At 72.5% G+C, this 22718-nt stretch carries 21 protein-coding genes and 1 riboswitch; of the genes, 3 read left to right on the top strand and 18 right to left on the bottom strand.

Going from position 1 to position 22718, the window contains the following annotated elements; genetic code table 11:
• Window positions 1-41 precede the first annotated feature (41 nt).
• Complete coding sequence (locus IE248_RS08370) at window positions 42-497, top strand: GNAT family N-acetyltransferase (RefSeq protein WP_008742769.1); 456 nt, start codon at window positions 42-44, stop codon at window positions 495-497.
• A 128-nt stretch (window positions 498-625) separates the two neighbouring features.
• Here IE248_RS08370 and IE248_RS08365 read toward each other — a convergent pair whose 3' ends face one another.
• From IE248_RS08365 to IE248_RS08355, 3 genes are all read right to left on the bottom strand, one after another.
• Window positions 626-1828 (bottom strand): MBL fold metallo-hydrolase, encoded by a 1203-nt coding sequence (locus IE248_RS08365; RefSeq protein ID WP_073796819.1) that lies wholly within the window; start codon window positions 1826-1828, stop codon window positions 626-628.
• Window positions 1829-2005: 177 nt separating this feature from the next.
• On the bottom strand, window positions 2006-2791 hold the full coding sequence (locus IE248_RS08360; protein ID WP_008742770.1) for an SGNH/GDSL hydrolase family protein: 786 nt from the start codon (window positions 2789-2791) through the stop codon (window positions 2006-2008).
• A gap of 166 nt (window positions 2792-2957) precedes the next feature.
• Window positions 2958-3947 carry a LysM peptidoglycan-binding domain-containing M23 family metallopeptidase gene (locus IE248_RS08355; protein ID WP_073796820.1) on the bottom strand — a complete coding sequence of 330 codons (990 nt, stop codon included), beginning with the start codon at window positions 3945-3947 and terminating at the stop codon, window positions 2958-2960.
• Window positions 3948-3949: 2 nt separating this feature from the next.
• Window positions 3950-4115: riboswitch (cyclic di-AMP (ydaO/yuaA leader) on the bottom strand.
• 320 nt (window positions 4116-4435) lie between these two features.
• Here IE248_RS08355 and IE248_RS08350 point away from each other — a divergent pair.
• Window positions 4436-5242: a tyrosine-protein phosphatase gene (locus IE248_RS08350; RefSeq protein WP_073796821.1), complete on the top strand. Its 807-nt coding sequence runs from the start codon at window positions 4436-4438 to the stop codon at window positions 5240-5242.
• 75 nt (window positions 5243-5317) lie between these two features.
• Here IE248_RS08350 and IE248_RS08345 read toward each other — a convergent pair whose 3' ends face one another.
• The 15 genes from IE248_RS08345 to IE248_RS08275 all read right to left on the bottom strand — a co-directional run bounded on the left by IE248_RS08345 (window position 5318) and on the right by IE248_RS08275 (window position 22502).
• Entirely contained in the window at window positions 5318-6727 is a 1410-nt protein-coding gene (locus tag IE248_RS08345; RefSeq protein ID WP_190030301.1) for an aspartate aminotransferase family protein, read from the bottom strand.
• On the bottom strand, window positions 6724-7755 hold the full coding sequence (gene hpnH / locus IE248_RS08340) for an adenosyl-hopene transferase HpnH (RefSeq protein ID WP_008742776.1): 1032 nt from the start codon (window positions 7753-7755) through the stop codon (window positions 6724-6726). The genes IE248_RS08345 and hpnH overlap by 4 nt, the downstream gene beginning before the upstream one ends.
• Before the next feature lie 5 nt (window positions 7756-7760).
• Window positions 7761-8420, bottom strand: a complete 660-nt coding sequence (locus IE248_RS08335) for a phosphorylase family protein (RefSeq protein WP_190030300.1) — start codon at window positions 8418-8420, stop codon at window positions 7761-7763.
• Window positions 8420-10570: a squalene--hopene cyclase gene (gene shc / locus IE248_RS08330; protein WP_229895181.1), complete on the bottom strand. Its 2151-nt coding sequence runs from the start codon at window positions 10568-10570 to the stop codon at window positions 8420-8422. Before shc ends, IE248_RS08335 begins: the two co-directional genes overlap by 1 nt.
• Window positions 10571-10685: 115 nt before the next feature.
• A complete protein-coding gene (locus IE248_RS08325) occupies window positions 10686-11780 on the bottom strand; it encodes a polyprenyl synthetase family protein (protein ID WP_008742779.1) in 1095 nt (364 codons plus the stop codon).
• Window positions 11781-11848: 68 nt separating this feature from the next.
• A complete protein-coding gene (gene hpnE / locus IE248_RS08320) occupies window positions 11849-13228 on the bottom strand; it encodes a hydroxysqualene dehydroxylase HpnE (RefSeq protein ID WP_100580306.1) in 1380 nt (459 codons plus the stop codon).
• Between the two features lie 157 nt (window positions 13229-13385).
• Window positions 13386-14375 carry a presqualene diphosphate synthase HpnD gene (gene hpnD / locus IE248_RS08315; RefSeq protein WP_373301489.1) on the bottom strand — a complete coding sequence of 330 codons (990 nt, stop codon included), beginning with the start codon at window positions 14373-14375 and terminating at the stop codon, window positions 13386-13388.
• A complete protein-coding gene (hpnC, locus tag IE248_RS08310) occupies window positions 14372-15301 on the bottom strand; it encodes a squalene synthase HpnC (RefSeq protein WP_008742782.1) in 930 nt (309 codons plus the stop codon). Before hpnC ends, hpnD begins: the two co-directional genes overlap by 4 nt.
• A gap of 365 nt (window positions 15302-15666) precedes the next feature.
• Complete coding sequence (locus IE248_RS08305; protein ID WP_008742783.1) at window positions 15667-16449, bottom strand: ABC transporter ATP-binding protein; 783 nt, start codon at window positions 16447-16449, stop codon at window positions 15667-15669.
• Window positions 16442-17371: an ABC transporter permease gene (locus tag IE248_RS08300; RefSeq protein ID WP_008742784.1), complete on the bottom strand. Its 930-nt coding sequence runs from the start codon at window positions 17369-17371 to the stop codon at window positions 16442-16444. The genes IE248_RS08305 and IE248_RS08300 overlap by 8 nt, the downstream gene beginning before the upstream one ends.
• Window positions 17372-17467: 96 nt before the next feature.
• On the bottom strand, window positions 17468-18340 hold the full coding sequence (locus tag IE248_RS08295) for a glycosyltransferase family 2 protein (RefSeq protein ID WP_037794420.1): 873 nt from the start codon (window positions 18338-18340) through the stop codon (window positions 17468-17470).
• Between the two features lie 8 nt (window positions 18341-18348).
• On the bottom strand, window positions 18349-19128 hold the full coding sequence (locus IE248_RS08290) for a CDP-alcohol phosphatidyltransferase family protein (RefSeq protein WP_190030299.1): 780 nt from the start codon (window positions 19126-19128) through the stop codon (window positions 18349-18351).
• Entirely contained in the window at window positions 19106-20167 is a 1062-nt protein-coding gene (locus tag IE248_RS08285) for an iron-containing alcohol dehydrogenase family protein (RefSeq protein WP_037794404.1), read from the bottom strand. Before IE248_RS08285 ends, IE248_RS08290 begins: the two co-directional genes overlap by 23 nt.
• On the bottom strand, window positions 20155-20907 hold the full coding sequence (locus IE248_RS08280) for a phosphocholine cytidylyltransferase family protein (RefSeq protein WP_008742788.1): 753 nt from the start codon (window positions 20905-20907) through the stop codon (window positions 20155-20157). Before IE248_RS08280 ends, IE248_RS08285 begins: the two co-directional genes overlap by 13 nt.
• Window positions 20904-22502 (bottom strand): DUF5941 domain-containing protein, encoded by a 1599-nt coding sequence (locus IE248_RS08275; protein ID WP_229895179.1) that lies wholly within the window; start codon window positions 22500-22502, stop codon window positions 20904-20906. Before IE248_RS08275 ends, IE248_RS08280 begins: the two co-directional genes overlap by 4 nt.
• On the opposite strand from IE248_RS08275, the gene IE248_RS37235 reads away from it, so the two are divergent.
• Complete coding sequence (locus tag IE248_RS37235; RefSeq protein ID WP_229895178.1) at window positions 22497-22676, top strand: hypothetical protein; 180 nt, start codon at window positions 22497-22499, stop codon at window positions 22674-22676. The genes IE248_RS08275 and IE248_RS37235 overlap by 6 nt on opposite strands.
• Window positions 22677-22718 lie beyond the last annotated feature (42 nt).

Raw genomic sequence — 22718 nt, 5'->3', positions numbered from 1 at the left:
CCTGCACACACGCTTCGTTCTCCGAGCACGGGAGTCGCCCCATGTCCCAGATCCAGGTCCGCGCGGTACGGCCGGAAGACTTCGACCAGTGGCGCGTGCTGTTCCGCGGCTACGCCGATTTCTACGAGGTGGAGCAGAGCGAGGAGGCCGCGCGGACGGTGTGGTCCTGGCTGACCGACCCCGGCCACGAGGAGGGCGCGCTGGTCGCCGAGGACGCCGACGGCACGCTGATCGGCCTCGCGCACTACCGTCCGTACGCCCGTCCCCTGTTCGCGGCGGTCGGCTGCTACCTCGACGACCTGTTCGTGGCCCCCGGGAGCCGTGGCTCCGGCGCCGCCGACCTGCTGCTCGCCCGGCTGCGCGAGATCGCCGCCGAGCGCGGCTGGAGCGTCGTGCGGTGGATCACGGCCGACGACAACCACCGCGCGCGCTCGAAGTACGACCAGGTCGCCACGCGCACGATGTGGGTCACCTACGACATGGCGCCCGGCCGCTGATCCACCCGCCGCCCGCGCCGGTACGCCGTCCGGGGCGCGGGCGGCACCGGGCGCGGGTGCACCGGGGCCCGGGCCCCGGACGCCGCCGGAACCCGGGCCCGGACCGGCGGGGCCTCAGGGCGGAGCTGCTACGAGCCCACGGCCTCGGGTTCCTCGTGGGCCGCGGCCGGCGGGCGCTCGGCGGTGACCGGCCGGGGACGCGCGGCAGCCGGTTCGGCCACGGCGCCCGCGACGAAGGGCCGCCACCACGGCTCGGCGGGCGCGTCGGACGAGCCCGGCTCGAAGGGCTGGCCCGGCAGCGGCAGCGCGATGGCCGCCCCCGCGCTCTCGGCCGCGGCGAAGGTGCCCTCGCCGGGCTCGTCCCACGGGTGCGGGGCCAGGTTGAAGGTGCCCCAGTGGATCGGCAGCATCGTGCCGTGCGGCATGTCGCCCTGGAGGTCGAGGTGGGCGCGCATGCCCTCCTCCGGCGTCATGTGGATGTCGGGCCAGTACTCCGAGTACGCGCCGATCTGGATCATCGTGGCGTCGAAGGGGCCGTGCGCCGCGCCGATCTCCTTGAAGCCGGGGAAGTAGCCGGTGTCTCCGCTGTGGTAGATCCGGTGCGAGTCGCCCGCGACCACCCAGGAGGCCCACAGGGTGAACTGCTGGTTGCGCAGGCCCCGCCCGCAGAAGTGCCGGGCCGGGGTCGCCGTCAGGGACAGCCCGGCGACCTCGGTGCTCTCGTTCCAGTCGAGCTCGCGCAGCCGGTCCGGTGAGACCCCCCAGCGCTCCAGGTGCGCGCCGACGCCGAGCGGGACCGCGAAGACGGTGTCCGTACCGGCCAGGGCCTTGATCGTCGGGAGGTCGAGGTGGTCGTAGTGGTCGTGCGAGATCACCACGACGTCCACGTCGCCCAGGGAGGCCAGCGGCACCGGCACGGGGTGCAGCCGCTTGGGACCGGCGAAGGGGAAGGGGGAGCAGCGCTCGCCCCACACCGGGTCGAACAGCACCCGGCGGCCGTCGATCTCCGCGAGCACGCTGGAGTGCCCCATCCAGGTCAGGCGCAGTCCGCTGACCGGCGGCTTCGCCAGTTCGGCGAGGGTCGTCGGATAGACCGGGACCGGCGCGCCCGGGTTGCGCCGGACCCGCTGCTCCTTGTGGAAGTAGATCTTGGCGAACTCCGCCATGGAGCCGGACGGCCGGGTGCGGGCGCCGATGGGGTTCTGGAAGACGCCGTCGGCGAAGTTCGGCGAGCGGCGGATCCGCTCCATCCGCGCGCCGGACGGGTCCGCGCCGAAGGCTTCGGGCCGCAGGGCACGCAGTCGCGGACGCAGGGGACGGGAGCCGGTCAAGGCGCCTCCAGGGTGGTTCGGGGCAGGACGGTCACACAGGCTACGACGTTCCAACGCACACCGGCCCCGAAGGATTCCGCCCCGGCCCCGGCGTGGCCCCGCCCCAGCCCCGCCCCAGCCCCGCTTCGCCGCGCCCCGCGCCTTGCCCGGCCGCCCCCTGCCCCGCGACCCACTCCCCTACAGCGGCAGCAGGTCCGGCCGCTTCGCCTCGACGTGGTCCCCGGAGGACTCCCCGCGCAGCCGCCGGCCGATCCACGGCACCAGGTACTCGCGCGCCCACTGGATGTTGTCCCGGGTCACGTCCACCGACCCGCGCGGCCGCAGCGGCGGCCAGGGCTGGTCGGGATCGGCGGGCACCTCCAGGCCGAGGACCTGAGCGGCGCGCAGCGCCACCCGGGTGTGCCCCTCGGGCGACAGGTGCAGCCGGTCTGCGTCCCAGGCCCGCCGGTCCTGTACGGACTTCAGCGACCAGAGGTCGAGCACCGGGCAGTCGTACCGGTCGGCGATGGCGCGGACGTGCGCGCTGTAGGTGGCCACCTTGCCCCGGATGTGCTTGAGGACCGGCACGCCCCGGGTGTCGAAGCCGGTGGTGATCATGACCTGGCCGACGGCGCCGGCGAGGTCGGCGACCGCCGCCTCGAAGCGTTCCGCGACGTCGTCGGGGTCGCTGCCGGGCCGGATGATGTCGTTGCCGCCCGCGCAGAAGGTCACCAGGTCGGGCGCGAGCTCCTTGGCCCGCGGCACCTGTTCCTCCACGATCTGGTCGAGGAGCCGCCCGCGTACGGCCAGGTTCGCGTAGCCGAAGGTGTGCTCCTCCCGCTGGTCGGCCAGGAGTACGGCCAGCCGGTCCGCCCAGCCGAGAAAACTGTCCCCGGGTCCCGGGTCCCCCACGCCCTCGGTGAAGCTGTCCCCGATCGCCGCGTACGAGCCGATGGTCTTGAGTGTCGTCGTCGTCGCTGCCACGAGAGCACATCTTTCACCCCGGTGCGTGACCTACGCCACCGTAGGCAGGGGTTGACGGTCCGTGATTTATACCACCCGGTCAGGTCGGAATAACGGCGTGAGGCCGGGACCCCCCTCGGGCCCCGGCCTCACGTGCCTGTCGTACCTCTTGCGACGGCAGCCGCCGTCAGATGCTCACGCCCTTGGAGCGGAGGTAGGCGATCGGGTCGATGTCCGAGCCGTAGGACGGGCCGGTGCGGATCTCGAAGTGCAGGTGCGGGCCGGTCGAGTTGCCGGTGGAGCCGGAGAGGCCGATGGTCTTGCCGGCGGCGACGCTCTGGCCGACCGAGACGGACAGCTGCGAGAGGTGGCCGTACTGGGAGTACTTGCCGTCCGCGTGCCGGATGACGACCTCGTTGCCGTACGAGCCGGCCCAGCCGGCGGAGACCACGGTGCCGGCGCCGACGGCGCGGACGGTGGTGCCGGAGCTCGCGATGAAGTCGGCACCGGTGTGGTAGCCGGAGGACCACATGGCGCCGGGGGTCTTGTACTGGGTGGAGATGCCGCCGCCGACGGGGGCCACGAAGGAGGCCGTCTGGCCGGCGGTGGTGGAGGCTCCCGCGCTCTGCTGCTTCTTGGCGGGCGCGGCGGGCGCGGTCTTCGGCTTGGCCTTCGGGGCCGGCGCCGACCGCTGGGCCGGCTGCTCCGCGGACTGCCCGGCGGCGGACTGCCCGGCCGGCTTCTGCGCGCGCTGCGGGGCCGGGGCGGACTGCGCCGCGGCGCCCTTCGCGCCCAGGGTCAGCTTCAGACCCGGGTGGATCAGGGAGGGGTCGGAGCCGACGGCCTCGCGGTTGTCCTCGTAGAGCCGCTCCCAGCCGCCCTCCAGCTGACGCTCGGCGGCGATCTTCGAGAGGAAGTCGCCCGACACGACCGTGTAGACGGCCGGCGCGGTCTCGGCGGCCTGCGGGGCGGCAGCCCGGACCTGCGGCGCGGCGGCGGTGGTGACGGGCGCCTGCACCGGCGCCGCGGCGGGCGCGGCGGCCGGGGCACCGGCCGCCGAGGCGCCGGTGGCGCCCAGCAGCGGCAGGGCGAGGGCGGCGCCGCCGGTACCCGCGGCGGCGAAACCGCGCGATATCGAACTGGACTTGGGGCGGCGGTGCTTACCCTTTCCGGGCATGGCGATTTCCTCTCCGTCGCCTGCGAGGTGAGCTGTCGGATTCGGACTGGAGATGTCCGGCCGTACATGAACAGCACATGTACGGCTTCACCCCGAGCCGTCCCGGACATGGATCCGGAACAGCGGCTTACCTGGTTCCCCCGCTCCTGCCGCGCGCGATGGTAGTCGGGTGCGGTTCCCGGGCGGCGGCAGGATTCGGCGGTCCACCCGGATCGATCGGAAGGTAATCCAGCCGCGCCACGGGGAACAAGCCACGAATTCCCTGACGCAATCACAGGCATGAGGGATCGACGGAATTCCGGTCACCCTCTGTCCATTCCGGACCCTCAACAACCGCCCTGGCAAGGGAATTCGGCCCCGGCGATCAGGCACTCACGGTCACCGTATGATCTGGCTCACGGGGACGGATCCGATCTGGCCTCCGGATATGGCAAGTTGGCGCCAAGTAGTGTAATTCGGACACCGCACGACGACGCGGAGGAGTTCCCGTGACCCAGCAGATACCCGACGCCCCGGCCATGGAGCCGGAACTGTCCGGAGTGCGCAATTTCCGTGATGTCGGCGGCCTGCCGACCACGGACGGCCGGAAGGTCAAGGCGGGACGACTGTTCCGAAGCGGACATCTCGCACATGCCACCGAAACCGACGCGGAATTCCTCGCGTCGCTCGGCCTGCACACCATCTTCGACTTCCGCAACGCCGCCGACCAGGCCCTCGACGGCCACGACGTGGAGCTCCCCGGAGTCCGCAACGTCAACCTCCCGCTGTCGGACCCGGCGGACGGCGGGGAGTTCTGGACGATGGTCCGGGAGGGCGATCTCGACCAGCTCCGCGGCATCCTGGGCGAGGGCAGGGCCGCGGCCCGGATGGCGAACGCGTACCGCGCCATCATCACCGAGCGCACCGCCGAGCACGCCCGGGTCCTGCACGCCCTCGCCGAGGACAGCGTCCCGGCGCTGATGCACTGCGCGGCCGGCAAGGACCGGGCCGGCCTGTCGATCGCGGTCACCCTGCTCGCGCTCGGAGTCGAGCGCGCGGCGATCGTGGCGGACTACCTGGAGTCCAACGCCCCGCACCGCCGCTACCGGATGCGCCGCGGCGGGGAGCCGGAGGGAACCCGCTCCCCCGAGGTCGCGGAGCTGCTCGCGCCCCTCTTCGACGCCCGCGCGGAGTACCTGACGGCGGCCTTCGAGGCCATCGAGGCGACCTGGGGCGGGGTGGACCGCTACCTGGCGGAGGGCCTCGGGCTGACGCCCGAGACCCTCGCCCGGCTGCGGGACCGGCTCCTCGACTAGACCGCCCGGAGCGGGCCGCCGTCGCGGCGGGCACCGCCGCCGCGGCCGGCACCGGCCGTGCGGCCGCCGGTGGTGTCAGCCGTTGCCGACGGCCTGCTTCACCAGCGTCCTGCCGAAGTCCCACATCAGTGCGCCGCCCCCGTGGGCCTCGTCCATGACCGCCCGGAAGGCGGTCACGAACCGGTCCACGTCGCCCTCGTCCACGATGAGCGGCGGGATGAGCTTGATGACTTCCAGGTGGTCGCCGGAGACCTGGGTGAGGATGCGGTGCTTCTGCAGCAGCGGCACCACCACCATCTGCGCGAACAGCCCCTTACGGGCCGCCTGGAGCATCGTCCAGCGGCTGCGCAGCCCGAGCGAGGACGGCCGGCCGAACTCGATGCCGATCATCAGCCCGCGTCCGCGCACCTCGTGCAGCAGCTCGTACTCGGGCACCATCGCCGCGAGCCGCCCGCGCAGCAGGTCGCCCATGGCCCGGGCGTTCGCCACCACCCCCTCGTCGTCCATGACCGAGAGGACCGCGAGGCCGGCCGCCATCGCCTGGGCGTTGGAGCCGAAGCTCGCGGAGTGCACCAGCACGCGGTCCATGGAGGAGTAGACCTTCTTGAAGATCCAGTCCTTGCCCAGGGTGGCCCCGACCGGCACGTACCCGCCCGAGAGGGCCTTGGCCACGCACACCAGGTCCGGCTCCACGCCCGGCTCGTCCTGGTACGCGTAGAAGTCACCGGTACGTCCGAGCCCGGTCTGCACCTCGTCGGCGATGAGCAGCGCCTTGTGGCGGCGCAGCAGTTCCTGCGCGGCGGGCAGGAAACCGGGCGGGGTCGCGAGCACGCCCTTGCCCTGGACCGGCTCGACGATCAGGGCGGCGACATCGCCCCGGCCGAGCTCGCGCTCCAGGGCCGCCAGGTCACCGAGGGCGATGCGGGTGTCGGGCAGCAGCGGGGCGAAGCCGTCGCGGAACCCGCCCTCCCCGTTGACCGAGAGGGAGCCGGTGGTGAGCCCGTGGAAGGCGTGGTCGCAGTAGAGGATCCTGGGGCGCCCGGTGGCGTACCGGGCGAACTTCAGGGCGGTCTCCACCGCCTCGGTGCCGCTGTTGCCGAAGAAGACCCGGTCCAGGTGGGGGCTGTACGAGAGCAGCTTCTCGGCCAGCAGTCCGGGCAGCGGCTGGCAGTCGAAGCGGGTGAGGTCGGCGAGCTGGGCGTCGAGGACGTCGTGCAGGGCCCGGCGGACCACGGGGTGGTGCCGGCCGAGGCCCATCACGCCGAACCCGGCCAGCATGTCGAGGTAGTCGTTGCCCTCGGCGTCCCAGAAGTGGGCTCCCTCGGCCCGCTCGTAGACCTTGTCGAAGCCGATCGTGCGCAGCATGCGGGGCAGCTGGTGGTTGAGGTGCCGGGCGTGCAGCTCGTACCGCTCCCCGCCGCGCTCGGCCAGCAGGGCGCCGAGGTCGAAACCGCCGGGCCCGGATGCTCCTGGTGCCGGGCTCATGCCGAGTCGCCGCGGTTGCCGGCGATCGTCTCCCTGGCCGCGCGCAGGGATTCCTTGAGCGAGCCCATGGTGGCGAGGACGGCGGTCGGCTCGTAGCCGCAGTGCGCCATGCAGTTCGCGCAGCGCGGGTCCTTGCCGCGGCCGTACTTGCTCCAGTCGGTGTCCTCGATCAGTTCCTTGTACGTCGGCACGTAGCCGTCGCTCATCAGGTAGCAGGGGCGCTGCCAGCCGAAGAGGGAGTAATTCGGAATGGCCCAGGCGGTGCAGGGGAAATCCGCCTTTCCTTCCAGGAAGTCGAGGAAGAGCGGCGAGTGGTTGAGCCGCCAGCGGCGCCGGTTGCCGCCCGCGAAGGCCTTCCTGAACAGTTCGCGGGTCTGTTCGACGCCCAGGAAGTGTTCCTGGTCAGGGGCCTTTTCGTAGGCGTAGGCGGGCGAGATCATCATCTCGTCGACCTTGAGGTCGTCGTTGAGGTAGTTGAGCACCTCGATGATGGTCTGGGGGGTGTCGGTGTTGAAGAAGGTGGAGTTCGTGGTGACGCGGAACCCGCGCTCCTTCGCCTCCTTGATGGCGGCGACCGCCTCGTCGAAGACGCCTTCCTTGGCCACGGACTCGTCGTGCCGCTCGCGCAGCCCGTCGATGTGCACGGCGAAGGCGAAGTACGGGGAGGGGGTGAACTTCTCGATCTTCTTGCGCAGCAGCATTGCGTTGGTGCACAGGAAGACGTACTTCCGCTTGGCGACCAACTGGCGCACGATCTCGTCGATCTGGGGGTGCATCAAGGGCTCCCCGCCCGCGATGGACACCATCGGGGCGCCGGACTCCAGGACGGCGCCGACCGCCTGGGCGACCGGCATGCGCTGCTTGAGGACCCCGGCGGGGTGCTGGATCTTGCCGCACCCCTCGCAGGCCAGATTGCACGCGTAGAGCGGTTCGAGCTCGACGATCAGCGGGAACTTCTCACGCTTGCGGAGCTTCTGTTCGAGAAGATAGGTCCCGACCCTGATGGACTGTCGCAGTGGCATGGCCATCTGGCTCACCTCCTGGGGAGCAGCGAAGAACGGTGCCAGTCGAAAAACGCGGGCAGCACGGCACGGAGAACACGGAAGGCAGATATTCCACCGCGAACCGTGCCGATACGGACGAGCTCGTGCTCCGGAGCGTCCACGATCACCCGGACGGCCGCAACCGGACCGCGCCGGTCCAGGGCGCCCCGGGCGTCCCGGGTGGCGGTCCAGAGGGTGGCCGCCGACTCCATGTCGACCGCGATGGCGCCGGTGGCGCGCAGCTGCGCGCGCTCCTGGCCCCGCACGACGTGGTCGGAGCCGGTCAGGGCGCCGAGGTGCACGGCGGCGCCCGGGACCGCCCGGGCCAGCGCCTCGGCGAGCAGGGCGGTCCCGTCACAGGTGACGGTCCCGCGCGGGTCCCGGGTCTCCTCGGCGACGATCAGGTCGCCGGGGTTCATGCCGGGGACCAGCCCGGCGCAGAACCCGGTGGCGAGGACCGCGGTCCGGTCCCCGCCCGGCCCGGCCAGTGCCCGGGCGACGGCCAGGTCGGCGGCGCGCGGCCCCATGCCGGTGCGCAGCACGGCGTACCCGTCGGGGGCGCCGCGCTCCCCGCCGCTGCGCAGGGCCGCCCGCTCGATGCGCAGGGCGCAGGCGACCAGCAGGGCGGCGGGCTCGGCTCGGCGCTGCATCAGACCCCCTCGGCCGGGACCCCGGTGCGGTCGCCCAGGTGGGCGCCGATGTGCCGGCCGTCGTGGCCGAACGGCTCCCCGTACAGATAGCGGCCGAGCGCGGTGAGCGGGAAGACGTGCCGGTAGAGGTGGTAGTTGATGGAGAAGTCCCAGGGGAAGCCGGTGCCGGTGAAGTGCGGTTCGTCCCAGCCGCCGTCCGCCAGCTGGGTCTCCACCAGGTACGCGATGCCGCGCTCGACTGTCTTGGCGTCCCGCTCCCCCGCCGACAGCAGGGCCATCAGCGCCCACGCGGTCTGCGAGGGCGTGGACTCCCCCTTCCCGGCCCATGCCCGGTCCTGGTAGGAGCGCTGGTCCTCGCCCCATCCCCCGTCCGGGTTCTGTACGGATTCCAGCCAGAGCACCGCCCGCCGGATCGCGGGATGCCCCGGGGACAGGCCGGCGGCCGTCAGGGCCGGGACCACCGATCCGGTCCCGTACACGTAGTTGGTGCCCCAGCGGCCGAACCAGGGCCCTTCCGGCTCCTGTTCGGCGAGCAGCCAGGCGATGCCCCGCCGGGTGCGGGGGTCCGCCGCCCGGCCCTCGGCCGCGAGCATCTCCACGACGTGCGCCGTGACGTCCGCCGACGGCGGATCGATGACCTCCCCGAAGTCGCAGAACGGCAGCCGGTTGGGGAAGGGGCTGGTGTTGTCGGCGTCGAAGGCGCCCCAGGCTCCGCCCCGCGACTGCATCCCGAGGTTCCAGGACACCCCTCGGGCGATGGCCGCCTCGACCCTCGCCGGGTCGGGGTGGCGGATCCGGCGCAGCGCGAGGACCACTTCGGCGGTGTCGTCGATGTCGGGGTAGGTGTCGTTGTGGAACTCGAACGCCCAGCCGCCCGGGGCGAGTCCGGGCCGGCGCACGGCCCAGTCGCCGGTCCGGACGATCTCCTCGCCGAGCATCCAGTCGGCGGCCTTCACCAGGGCCGGGTGGTCGGGGCGGACCCCCGCGTCGGCCAGCGCGATGGCGGCCAGGCAGGTGTCCCAGACCGGGGACTGGCAGGCCTCGATCATCCGGGAGCCGTCCTCGCGCCAGACGGCGAACCGGTCGAGGGACTCCAGACCGGCCCGCATCACCGGGTGCCCGAGGTCGTAGCCGAGCAGGTGGAGGGCGATGACCGAGTACACGGCGGGCGGCTGGATCCCGCCCCAGCAGCCGTCGTTCTCCTGCCGCTCGATGATCCAGCGGCCGGCGCTGGCCATCGCCGCCTCGCGCAGCCGGCGCGGGGCGAACCGCCGGTAGACGTGCAGGGCCCTGTCCATCCACTGGAAGGCGCCGTTCCAGGTGGTCGGCGGGGCCATCCGGCGGGGCGGGACCGGGACCCGCGCGTCGGTGTGCAGCTCGTCGAGCGCGAAGGGGGCCGGGCGGACGGGCCGCATCGCGGAGACGACCGTCAGCGGGACGATGGTCTGGCGGGCCCAGCAGCCGAAGTCGTAGATGTTCAGCGGCACCCAGGGCGGCAGCAGGACCAGCTCGGGCGGGAGTTCGGGCAGGTTCTCCCAGTCCCACCAGCCGAACAGGGCCAGCCAGATCCGGGTGAACACCCGGGCGGCGGCGAGCCCGCCGTGGGCCCGGATCCAGGCCGAGGCGGTGGCCATGTGCGGGGCGTCGGGGGCGTCTCCGGCGAGGCGCAGGGCGACGTACGCCTCGATGGTGGCGGAGAGTTCGGGCGGGCCGCCGTGGAAGGTGGCCCAGGTGCCGTCCTCGCGCTGCTCGCGCCGGATGAACAGGGCGGCGGCCTGGGTGACGGCCTCGTCCCGGATCCCGAGGAACTGCCGCAGCAGCAGGTCCTCGGCGTCCATGGTGACGTTGGTCTCCAGGTCGCCCTTCCACCAGCCCGCGGGGTCCTGGCGCCCCAGCAGGTTGCGGATCGCGCGCGCGGTGGCGTCCTGGACGCGCCGCGCCGCATCACCCCGCGCCGCATCACCCCGCAACCGGTCGGGCGCGCTCGCGCGCGCGGGACCGTAGTCGGCCTCCGGCCCGGCGCCCGGGCCCCTTGGCGAACGGCGTCGCCGCACGGCCTCGCGGGTACCCGGCGGGGCGGCGGTCCCGGCGGCCGCGCCTTCGTCCGGTTCGGCGCCGGGGGCTCCGGTGCCGTCGGTCGTCGCTGTCATGGCTTCCCCTATGTGTGCAGTGGCTTCTGCTGTCCTGGGGTCCGCCGTCGGCCGGGGCCACGGTCAGGTGGCGCCGGCCGGCGACTCGCGAGTCATATCCGGGCTCGGGTGGCGATCACCTCTTGCGCACGACGACGAAGTCGGCGAGGGCGACGAGCTGCTCGCGCACCCGCTGGGGCATGTCGACGTCGTCCAGCGCGCGGATGGCGATCGCGTGCTGGCGGCGCGCCTCCTCGGCGGTCCACTCCCGGCCGCCGGCCGCCTCGATGAGGGCGGCGCGGGCCGCGAACTCCTCCTCGGAGAAGTTCTCGAAGTCGTTGCTCTTGGCGTCGGCGGCGAGGAGCCGGCCGAGCTCCTCGCAGGCGGGCCCGCCGGCGGCGAGCGCGGCGACGACGGGGAGGGACTTCTTGCGCTGGCGCAGGTCGCTCCAGGTCTGCTTGCCGGTGGCCTCCGGGTCGCCCCAGATGCCGAGCAGGTCGTCGACGGCCTGGAAGGCGAGGCCGAGGTGGTAGCCGTACTCCTCCAGCTTGTCGGCCGTACGGTCGTCGGCGCCGCCGAGGACGGCGCCGATGGAGACCGCGCAGGCGAGCAGCGCGCCGGTCTTGTTGCCCTCCATCTCCAGGCACTCCTCGACGCTGACGCGCTCGCGGTGCTCGTAGGAGATGTCCTGCGCCTGGCCGTCGATCAGCTTGCGGGTGGCGGTGGTCAGGCGGCGGGCCGCGCGGCCGGCCTCGACGGTGCCGAGCTCCAGCAGCACCTCGTTGGCGAGGGCGAACAGGGCGTCGCCGACGAGAATCGCCTGGGCGGGGCCGTGCACCTTCCACACCGTGTCGCGGTGGCGGCGCTGCTCGTCGCCGTCCATCAGGTCGTCGTGCAGCAGCGAGAAGTTGTGCACGAGCTCGACCGCGACGGCGCCCGGAACGCCCACCTCGGCCGCGGCGCCCGCCGCCTCGGCGGAGAGCAGTGCGAGGGCGGGGCGCACGGCCTTGCCGCCGTCGCCGTCCGCCGGGTTGCCCTGGGCGTCGATCCAGCCGAAGTGGTAGGCGGCGACGGTGTCCATGGGCGCCGCGAGCCGGTCTACGGCGGCGCGGAGCACGGGCGTCGACAGCGTGCGGCCGCGCTCCAGGAGGGCGAGCGTGTCCGCCTTCTCCCCGCCGGCCGTGCCCACACTGGCAGCCGTGTTCTCGACAGCCGGATTCCCCGGGTTCACTGGCTCTCCTCTGGTTCCTGTACGTGCTGAGCGTGCTGTGCCGGTGGCGGTGGTGGTGCTGACGGTCGTCATGCCGCCTCCTGCAGGGGGTGGTCGCGGTGGCGGCCGAGAGCGGCGAGCGCGGCGTGGGCCGCGCTCACTCCGCTCCGGACGGCGCCCTCCATGGTCGCGGGCCAACCGGTGGCGGTCCACGCACCGGCCAGATAGAGCCCCGGCGTGTCGGTCCGGGCGCCGGGGCGCAGCCGGCCGACGCCGGGGGTGGGGGCGAAGGTGGCGGTCCGCTCCCGGGTGACGAAGAAGTCCCGTACCTTCGCGCCGCGCGCGGCCGGCAGCAGCCGCTCCAGTTCGGGCAGGTACTTGGTCCGCAGGACGGAGACGGGCTCGTCGATGTCGTCCTGGGCGGCGGACTGGGACAGGGCCAGGTACTGGCCGCCGTCGGTGAGTCCGGAGGCGTCGGTGCGGTCGAAGACCCACTGGACCGGGGAGCCGAGCGCGGCGAAGAAGGGCCGCTTGAGCACCTTGCGGTCGTAGACGACGTGGACGTTGAGGATGGGCGCGGTGTCGATGTCGAGGAGCTTGTCGGGGTCGGCGAGGGCGCCGGCCGGGAGCAGTCCGTGGGCCTCGCGCTGCGGGACGGCCAGGACGACGGTGCCCGCGTCGAGGGACTCGTCCTCGGTGTCGACGCGCCAGCCGCCGTCTTCCGTACGGGAGATGCCGGTGACCTTGGTGCGCAGTTCGGTGCGGACGCCGGCGGCGTCGAGCCGCTCGCGCGCCAGGGTGTCGTGCAGGTCGCCAAGGGGGACGGTGGCCCAGCCGATGTCGGCGGCGCCGTTCTCGGAGAGCAGGCCGGTCTTGAAGACCATGGCGGCCAGGCCCAGCGAGGACTGGCCGGCGGTGGCGTTGAGGGTGGCGATGCCGACGAGGTCCCACAGGGCCTCGATGGTGCGCGGGCTCTGGCCGTGGCGGCCGAGCCAGGTGGCGAAGTCCAGGCCGTCGAGGGCCGGGTCGGCGGGGTCGAGGCGGCGCAGCGCGAGGGCGGCGCGCCCGACGCTCGCCCGCTCGGCGAGCGAGAGGTGCGGGTAGCGGGCCAGGGAGGCGGCCAGGTGCAGCGGTACGGGCAGGGCGCTGCGGCGCAGCCGGCCCAGCCGGGGCCCGGCGGGGTGGGCGACGTCGAGCACGGGGACGTCGAGGCGGTCCTGGAGGGGGGCGAGGGCGGCGCCCCCGATGCGGTCGAGGAACCACCGGTAGGCGGTGCAGCAGCGCAGGTAGACGTGCTGGCCGTTGTCCACGGTGAGGTCGCCGCGCTTGAAGGAGAAGGCGAGGCCGCCGAGGCGCGGGCGGCTTTCGAGGAGGGTGACCCGCAGCCCGGCGTCGGCGAGTTCGAGCGCGGCGGTGACCCCGGCGAGCCCGCCGCCGACGACCACGGCGCGCTGGTCGCTGCCGCTCATGCGCCCTCCCCGGTGGTGTGGCGGCCGGCCGCGCCGGGTCCGGCGCCCTCCGGGTGGGACGCGCGGGCACCGGTGGTGGTTGCGTCCCCGCGGTGCGCGGCGCGTCCGGGGGTCCGCGGCGCCGTCGCGGGCGCGGCGGACGGGGCAGGCTGGGGCATCAGGCACGCCTCCGGGTGCTCTGGCGCGAGATGGTGCGCGCGTCGAGGCCGGAGAGGCCGCGGACGGCGACGTACGCCTTCTCGTGCGTCGGCAGCGAGACGCGGCCGCGCAGCACGGCCTCGGGCTCGCGCTCGATGCGGTCCAGGAGGCGCCGGTAGATCCCGGCCATGGCGGCGACGCAGGCACCGCTGCGGCGGTCGAGCATGGGCAGCAGCCGGTAGCCCTCGACGAACAGGGCCCGGGCGCGGCGGACTTCGTGGTGGACGAGCCCTGCGAAGTCGGCGCCGGCCGGGGCGCGGTCGCTGTGGAAGCCTTCGGAGCAGCCGAATTTGGCGAGGTCCTCGGCGGGCAGGTAGGTGCGCCCGTTGGCCGCGTCCTCGCGGACGTCGCGCAGGATGTTGGTGAGTTGCAGGGCGAGGCCGAGGGTGTCGGCGTACTCGTCGGCGCGCGCGGCGTCGGCGGGGGCCAGGCTCCCGGAGTTCACCGTCCCGAACACGCCGAGGGAGAGCCGGCCGATGGCCCCGGCGACGCAGCGGCAGTATTCCTTGAGGTCGTCCCAGGTCTCGTAGGTCTCGCCGCGGACGTCCATGAGGACCCCGTCGATGAGCTCGTCGAGTCCTTCGAGGGGGATCGGGAAGCGGCGCGCGGCGTGTGCGAGGGCGACGGCGACCGGGTCGGTGTCGTCCTCGTCGATGTCCTCGGCGCGGATCCGGCCGAGCAGCGCGCGGGTCTCCTCCAGCCGGGTCAGTTTGGCCTCGGGCGCCAGCGTGCCGTCGCCGATGTCGTCGACCCGCCGGGAGAAGGCGTACAGCGCGGACATGGCGTGCCGCTTGTCCGTGGGCAGCAGCCGGATGCCGTACGCGAAGTTGCGCGCCTGCGCGCCGGTGACGGCCTCGCAGTAGCTGTAGGCCGCGGAAATCGGTGCGGACAGCACCGCCGTCGCGGACGGTGCGGACGCGTGTGTGGGGCCCTCCACGGTCGGGCTCACCCCTTTCTCGGCGCTGTGCGCAGGACGGTGGCCACCTCGCGGAGCAGGCCGGTCTTGGTGGGCTTGGGCGGGCCGGGAAGCACGTCGAACCCGGCGGCGCCGACGGCGCGCAGCGCGGCGCGCCCTCCTCCCACGAAGCCCGCGAGCAGCAGCCGGAGCCGGCCGTGCACGCTGCCCACGAGCGGGGTGCCTTCGCCGAGGAGCTCGCGCGCGCGCTCGGCCTCGAAGGCGACCAGGGCGCGTACGGACGCGCCGGCGGTCGGGGCCTTCAGATCGGTTTCGGTCACGTGGAAGCGTCGCATGTCCTGGCCGGGGAGGTAGATCCGGTCCCGTCCGAGGTCTTCGGCGACGTCCTGGAGGTGCTCGGCGATCTGCAGGGCGGTGCAGACGGCGTCGGAGCGGCGGATCCGCTCGGGGGTGCTGGTCCCGGTGAGGGAGAGCACGAGGCGGCCCACGGGGTTCGCGGACAGCTCGCAGTACGCGAGGAGGTCCTCGTACGTCTCGTAGCGGGTCACCCGCTGGTCCTGGCGGTTGGCCTCGATCAGCCCGAGGAAGGGCTCGGGGGTGAGGCCGTGGTCGCGGACGACGGGCCGCAGGGCCAGCAGCAGGGGGTGGCGGGGCGGGCCGTCGGCGCCGCCGAAGACGCGCAGCAGGTCGGCCTCGAAGGCGTCGAGCATGGCGAGCCGGTCGTCCACGGCGGCGGGGTCGAGGCCGAGGAGGACGGCGTCGCGGCCGCCCGGGGCGAGGTCGCCGTCGCCGATGTCATCGACCAGCCGGGCGTATCCGTAGACCGCCGTGAGGCCCTCGCGCCAGGCGCGGGGAAGGAAGAAGGGAGCGACCGGGAAATTCTCCGCGGCGGCCTTGTCGAGGGTGGCGCGGGTGTGGGTCGCCTGCGACGCGGGCCGGATGCCGTGCTCCGGGGTCACCGCCCGCCGCCCGGGGCGGGGACGGCCATAAAGCCTGGGGGCCGGAGAATTCCCGTAGCCATTGCCGTCACATCTCCCGTTCTACACTGCCGACCCAAGTCATCCTATTTCGGACACGCCGCCCGACTTTCCCCGGGGTACTTCAGGCCATTTCACCTGCGGTGAATCGTCCACTCTTGCCGCGATACAGGATCGCTCCAGCTTACGCTGTACAACGTCGCCGGGCCCCAAGGGGTATTCGCTCCGCTACTGAATGTCGTGCGCGACCCCGCCGAATGCGCGTTCGTCCGAGCCCCCGGCATGCGAAGGCCCCCGCCGCACGGGTGCGGCGGGGGCCTCTGCGGGCCGTGGCCGGAAGCCGCCGGTCAGGCGCTGGTGTGCTTCTCGTAGGCGCGCACGACCTCGTCGGTCGGACCGTCCATCACGAGCTCGCCGCGTTCCAGCCACAGCACCCGGTCGCAGGTGTCGCGGATGGACTTGTTGTTGTGGCTCACCAGGAAGACGCTGCCGGCCTTCTCGCGCAGCTCGCGAATACGGGCCTCGGAGCGGACCTGGAACTTCCGGTCACCGGTGGCCAAGGCCTCGTCGATCATGAGGACGTCGTGGTCCTTGGCGGCCGCGATGGAGAAACGGAGCCGCGCGGCCATGCCCGAGGAGTACGTGCGCATCGGAAGGGAGATGAAGTCCCCCTTCTCGTTGATGCCCGAGAAATCGACGATGTCCTGATAGCGCTCCTTGATCTGCTCGCGGGTCATGCCCATCGCGAGACCACCGAGGACGACGTTGCGCTCACCGGTCAGATCGTTCATCAACGCCGCGTTGACGCCCAGCAGCGAGGGCTGGCCGTCGGTGTACACCTTGCCGGACTCGCAGGGCAGCAGGCCCGCGATGGCACGGAGCAGGGTGGACTTGCCGGAGCCGTTGGAGCCGATGAGGCCGATGGCCTCGCCCCGGTACGCCGTGAAGCTGACACCGCGCACGGCGTGCACCTTGCGCACGCCCGGGGCGTCGCCCTTGCCGCGGCGCATTATCTTGCTCAGCGCCGCGGTGGCGCTGCCCTTGCCGGAGCTGCCCGTGTTGACGCGGTAGACGATGTGGACGTCGTCGGCGATGACGGTGGGGACCTTGCTCTGTGCGATCTCAGCCACGGCCGTAACGCTCCTCAGCCTTCCAGAAGTACACGAATCCGCCGATTCCGATCACCACGGCCCAGCCGACGGCGAAGCCCCAGACGTGCGGCGGGAGGTTCTTCGCGCCGTAGTCGTCGATCAGCGCGAAGCGGACCAGGTCCATGTAGATCGCCGCCGGGTTCCACTGGAGCACGTCCGCGATCCATGCCGGCTTGCCCTTCAGCATCTCGCTGATCGAGAACATGACGCCCGAGGCGTACATCCACGTGCGCGTGAGGAAGGGCATCAGCTGCGCGAGGTCGGGCGTCTTGGCGCCCGCCCGCGCGAAGGCCAGCGCGAGGCCGGTGTTGAAGACGAACTGGAGCACCAGCGTCGGGATCACCAGAAGCCAGGACGGGCTCGGGTAGTTCCCGAAGGCGATCGCGACGGCGAAGACCACGATCATCGAGTACAGCAGCTGCTGGAGCTGCTGCATCGAGAACGAGATCGGCAGCGAGGCCCGGGGGAAGTGCAGGGCCCGCACCAGGCCGAGGTTGCCCGGGATCGCCCGCACGCCCGCCATCAGCGAGTTCTGGGTGAAGGTGAAGACGAAGATGCCCATCACCAGGAAGGGGATGTACACCCCCTTCTCCATGCCGCGGCCCGCGTTCAGGATGAGCCCGAAGATCAGGTAGTAGACCAGCGCGTTCAGCAGCGGGGTCGCCACCTGCCAGATCTGGCCGAGCTTCGCCTGGCTGTACTGAGCGACCAGCTTGGCCCGGGAGAAGGCCATGATGAAGTGGCGCCGGCCCCAGAGCTGCCGCACGTACTCGCCCAGGCGCGGCCGGGCGCCGCTGACGGACAGGCCGTACTTCCCGGCGAGTTCCGCCGGGCTCAGTCCCGCGTCTTCGGACAGCGGCCTGCTCGTGGCGAGGGCGCCGTCGTGGGTTGTGTCACTCACAAGTTGAAACTTTCCGTCTTCAAGATGCGGCAGAAGTGGAACGGGCCTGAGAGCACGGGACCCGCGATCGGGGCCATGCTCCCAGACGAGAGCTTGTCAGATGACAGGCGGGCGGCCGAGCCGGGTCAGCCGCCAGACCGTACGCCACTTCATGGGGCGCCGGGGACCGCAGGGGGTCGTCCATCCCTCCTTGAACCCGCCGAACCAGGCCTTGAGCGCGGGCAGCGAGGGTCTGCGTACGAGCGTCAGCAGCAGCCAGACGCCCAGGTAGACCGGGACCAGCGCGGCCGGCAGGTTCCGGCGGGCCAGCCACACCCGGTTCCTTGCCACCATACGGTGATAGACGGCGTGCCGGGACGGGGCCGTGGTCGGGTGCAGCAGCACCATGTCCGCGCGGTAGTCGATCAGCCACCCGGCGTCGAGCGCCCGCCAGGCCAGGTCGGTCTCCTCGTGGGCGTAGAAGAACTCCCCGGGCAGGTCCCCGACCTGCTCGAACACCTTCGTGCGGACGGCGTTCGCGCCGCCCAGGAAGGTGGTCACGCGGGAGGAGCGCATCGGGTCGTCGGCACGCAGCCGGGGCACGTGCCGGCGCTGGGTCTCGCCCGTGTCCGGATCGGCGATCCGGAAGCTGACGATCCCGAGCCGGGAGTCCTCCGCGAAGGCCTGCCGGCACAGCTCGGCGGTGTCGGTGCGCTCCAGCAGCCCGTCGTCGTCCAGGAACAGCAGGGCGTCCACATCGGCGCCACCGGGGCCGAAGGCCTCGATGCCGACGTTGCGGCCGCCGGGGATGCCCAGGTTCTCGGGCAGCTCGACGCTGCGCACGCCCTCGGGCAGGCCGGTGACCTTCACGCCCTGGCCCACGACGACCACCTCGACGGGGTCGCCCTGCTGGCGGGCCACCGAGTCGAGGAGCGCCTTGAGCTCGTCGGGACGGTTGCCCATGGTGATGATCACGGCGCCCAGCCGCATCGCCGTCGTCACTTGAGCCTGCTCGACGCCAGGATCGACACCAGGTGCAGCACCGTCTGCAGCATCGCGATGCCCGCCAGGACGGCGACGCCGACCCGGGAGTAGAACAGGTCGCCCCGCATCTGGTCCAGGACGGCCAGCAGCAGGATCAGCAGCGAGGCCTCGATGCCGAGGACGAGCCGGTGGAACTTGAGCGCGGCGGCGGCCCGGCGGGCGAGCGCCATGCCGGAGGAGCGGGGCTCGGCGGCGGATTCCGCGACGGGCTCCTTCCCGGTCTGGTGCCGGGCGACGCCGACCAGGTCGGTCTCGGCCTTGATCAGGATCGCGCCGAGCGCCGCGAGGGTGCCGAGGAAGGCCCACAGCCAGTCGATCCGGCCGCTGCCCCACAGGTCGGAGGCGCGCAGGCCGAAGCCGACCAGGACGGCGGCGTCGCACAGGTAGGCGCCGACCCGGTCCAGGTAGACGCCGGAGAGCGAGTACTGCTTCTTCCAGCGGGCGACCTCGCCGTCGACGCAGTCCAGCAGCAGGTACAGCTGGACCATCACCACGCCGAGGACGGCGCCCCAGATGCCCGGGATCAGCAGGGCGGGGGCGGCCAGGACGCCGGCGAGGGTCATCACGTAGGTCAGCTGGTTGGGCGTGACCTTGGTGTTCACCAGGACGCGGGTGATGCGCAGGGAGATCTCGCGCATGTAGAGGCGTCCGCCCCAGTGCTCGCCACTGCGCCGGTCCTTGACGCCCGGCGGGTGAACGACGGGCCGGAGTTCAGCTACGGATGGTCTTGGCATAGTCGGAGTAAGCGTCCCTGATCTCGGCGGCTGACAGGTTGAGGTGCTCCAGGATGGTGAAGCGTCCCGGGCGGGTCTGGGGGGCGTACTCGACGGCCGCGACGAACTCGTCCACGCTGAACCCGATCTCCTCGGGCAGCACGGGCAGTCCGTGGCCGCGCAGCACCCGGGCGAAGAGCTCGGACTGGTCCGTGGCCCCGCGCAGGTGCATGGCGAAGGCGGCGCCGATGCCGACCTGCTCGCCGTGGAGCGCGGAGCGTCCCGGGTAGAGCAGGTCGAAGGCGTGGCTGATCTCGTGGCAGGCGCCGGACGACGGGCGGGAGTCCCCGCTGATCGACATGGCGATGCCCGAGAGGACGAGCGCCTCGGAGAGCACGGTGAGGAACTCGTCGTCCCCGCACCCTCCGGGGTGGCGCAGTACGGACTCGCCCGCGGTACGGGCCATGGCGGCGGCCAGGCCGTCCACGGCCTCCCCGGTGAGCCGGTGCGAGAGCTCCCAGTCGGCGATGGCGGAAATGTTGGAGATCACGTCGCCGACGCCGGCCCGGATGAACCGCACCGGGGCTTCCTTGATCACGTCGAGGTCGATCACCATGGCGATCGGGGTGGGGACACCGTAGGAGCCCCGGCCGTTGTCGTTGTCCAGGATGGACACCGGCGAGCAGATGCCGTCGTGGGAGAGGTTGGTGGCGACGGCCACCATGGGCAGTCCGACCCGCGCCGCGGCGTACTTCGCGACGTCGATGATCTTGCCGCCGCCCAGGCCCACGACGGCGTCGTAGCGGCGGCCCTTTATGTCGTCGGCCAGCTTGACGGCGGAGTCGATCGTGCCGTCGACGACGGCGTACCAGTCGGCGTGCGGCAGGACGGGCTCCAGCTTGGCGCGCAGCGCCACGCCGGAGCCACCGCTGATCGCGATCGCGAGCTTGCCGGACGCGGAGATCCGCTGGTCGGCCAGGAGGCCGGCCAGGTCGTCCATCGCCCCGCGGCTGATGTCGACGACGACCGGCGAGGGGATCAGCCGCGTCAGTACTGGCATGCGATCGTCCGGCCCTTGGCGAGGTCGTCGTGGTTGTCGATCTCGACCCACTTGACGTCGCCGATGGGGGCCACGTCGATCGTAAAGCCGTCGTTGACGAGCTGCTGGTAGCCGTCCTCGTAGTAGAGGTCGGGGTCGCGCTCGAAGGTGGTCTTCAGCGCCTCGGCCAGCTGCTCGGCGGCCTCGGGCTCGATGAGGGTGACGCCGATGTACTCGCCGGTCGCGGTGGCCGGGTCCATCAGCTTGGTGATCTTGCGGACACCCTGGCCGTCGGCGGTGATGACCTTCATCTCCTCGTCGGCCAGGTGCTTGACCGTGTCGAGGGCGAGGATGATCTTCCGGCCGTTGCCGCGGGCGTCGAGCAGGGTCCGCTCGACGGAGACCGGGTGGACGGTGTCGCCGTTGGCGAGGATCACGCCCCGGGCCAGGACGTCACGCGCGCACCACAGGGAGTAGGCGTTGTTCCACTCCTCGGCCTTGTCGTTGTCGATCAGCGTGATCTTGACGCCGTACTTGGCCTCCAGGGCCTCCCGGCGCGCGTAGACGGCTTCCTTGCGGTAGCCGACGACGATCGCGACCTCGGTGAGGCCGACCTCGGCGAAGTTGCCCAGGGTCAGGTCGAGGACGGTGAGGCTGTCCTCCCGGCCCTCGGGGCCGACGGGCACGAGGGCCTTGGGCAGGGTGTCGGTGTAGGGACGCAGGCGGCGTCCGGCACCGGCAGCGAGGACAAGGCCGATCATGCTGGTTCTCCTTCGTCATGTACGGCGGGTGCTCCGGAGGAGACCCAGAAGCGGATGCTCTCCACGAGCACCACGAGTGCCACGAACACGGCCAGGGCCGTGAGAGCGACGGGGAACGCGTCACGGGCGAGAACGGCGGCCAGGACCACGGTCAGCAGGACCCGGCCCTCGTGGCCGCCGGTCGTCCGCACCAGCCAGTGCGGGGGTGCGCTCGAACCACCCCGAATGCGGTAGACCGTGTCGTAGTGATGGTAGGCGACCGCCGCGACCAGTCCGAATGCGGCGGGGAGGGCCCCCGGCACGTCCGCCTTGGCGGCGAGCACGAGGACGGTCACGTATTCGGCGACCCGGAAGACGGGCGGGACCAGCCAGTCCAGGGCCCCCTTCAGGGGCGCGGAGACCGCCGCGGCCGAGAACCCGGCGTACCCGATCGCCGCGGCGATCACCCAGGGGGAACCGAAGTCCGACCTGAGGGCCTCGCCGATGACGATCACGGTGCCGGCGGCGGCCAGCCACAGCGCGGCGCGGGAGGGCCGCTTGCCGGGGCGCGGGCCGCCGGTCCAGGCGAGCACCGCGGAGTCGGCGAGGTCGGCGAGGGCCTGGGCGGCCCGGTCGGTCCGGGTGGCCTTGCGGGTCAGGGAGCGCAGCACCCGGCCGGCGGTGGTGTAGAGCGCGCCGAAGGCGCAGCCGACGAGCAGGGCGTAGAAGACGATCCGCGGGGTGGTGAAGGCGGTCAGGACCGCGATCATCGCCCAGCGCTCACCGATCGGGAGGATGATCATCCGCCGGAGCCAGACCGTCCAGCCGACGCTGTCGAGCCGGCCGGACAGGGCGGCCGTGGGGCTGGTGTTCGCGGTGGCGTCGTGGTTGGCCTCGTTGAAGGCGAAGTCGACGATGTGCCGGCAGGTCATGAGGATCATCGAGCCGAGCGCGAGGGCCCAGACGTCGTCCCCGTTCCTGGCGGCGCCGAGCGCGAGGCCCGCGTAGAAGGAGTACTCCTTCGCGCGGTCGAAGGTCGCGTCGAGCCAGGCGCCCAGCGTCGAGTACTGGAGCGAGTAGCGGGCGAGCTGCCCGTCGGTGCAGTCCAGTACGAAGGAGACGAGGAGGAGCACACCGGCCGCGACGTAGCCCCAGCGGTCGCCCGTGGCGGCGCAGCCGGCCGCGATCAGCGCGGTGATCAGCGAGGCGGTGGTGACCTGGTTCGGGGTCAGGCCGCGGCGCGCGCACCAGCGGGCGATGTAGCGCGAGTACGGGCTGATGAAGAAGGTGGTGAAGAAGCCGTCGCGGGACTTCACGGCGGTCCGCAGCCGGACGGCCTCGTCGTCCACGGCGGCGACGGCGGCGACGGCCTCGTCGCGCTCCGCGGTGGTGGCGGGGACGGTGGCGACGAGCGTGCCGAGCTCGGGGCGCTGGACGGTGGTCCCGGCGGCCTCGACGGCGGCGGCGAGCCGGTCGGCGTAGGGGCCCGCGCCGCCGGGCGCGAGCGCCGCGGCCTTGTCCAGGGCCGCGCGGGCGGCCGGCTGGACGGCGAGGGCGCCGGGGACGGCGCAGGCGTCGAAGCGGGGATCGGTCAGCGCGAGGCGCAGCGCGTGCACGTGCCCGACGAACTCGCTGTCGACGACGGCGACCCGCTGGTCGGCGGGTACGCCGGCCAGTGCGGCGGCGATCTCATCGGTGTTCGCGGTGTTCTCGGTGTTCTCGGTGGGCCCCTGCCCTGCGACGGAGCGGACGTCGAAGCCGAGCGAGCGCAGCCCGTCCGCCAGGGGTGATCCGGGGACCGGCAGGCCGGTGAGGATGACGGTCGGCAGACG

The organism is Streptomyces goshikiensis (assembly GCF_014650555.1).
GTDB lineage: Bacteria > Actinomycetota > Actinomycetes > Streptomycetales > Streptomycetaceae > Streptomyces > Streptomyces goshikiensis.
Note: the sequence above shows the minus strand (reverse complement) of the source record. Positions and strands in the feature narration are given on the sequence as shown.